The sequence below is a fragment of the Streptomyces sp. SAJ15 genome, from assembly GCF_007595705.1.
Lineage (GTDB): Bacteria > Actinomycetota > Actinomycetes > Streptomycetales > Streptomycetaceae > Streptomyces.
In genome coordinates this window covers 1-244 of the sequence record NZ_NISY01000059.1, presented here as the reverse complement: position 1 = coordinate 244, position 244 = coordinate 1, and the positions used below count along the sequence as shown (strand labels likewise).

1 pseudogene is annotated in these 244 nt (G+C 67.2%); it reads left to right on the top strand.

Annotation, left to right across the window (positions count from 1 at the left end):
* Positions 1-244 (top strand): annotated as a pseudogene (locus tag CD790_RS34315) (polyketide synthase); the annotation flags it as partial.

The window sequence follows — 244 nt, the reverse complement described above, 5'->3', positions numbered from 1 at the left end:
TGAAGTCGAATCTCGGTCACACGCAGGCGGCGGCGGGTGTGGCGGGTGTGATCAAGATGGTGTTGGCGATGCGGCATGGGGTGTTGCCGCGGACGTTGCATGTGGATGAGCCGACGCCGCATGTGGACTGGTCGGTGGGTGGGGTGGAGTTGCTGACCGAGGAGCGGGTGTGGCCGGAGACGGGTCGTCCGCGGCGGTCGGCGGTGTCGTCGTTCGGGGTGAGTGGCACCAACGCGCATGTGGT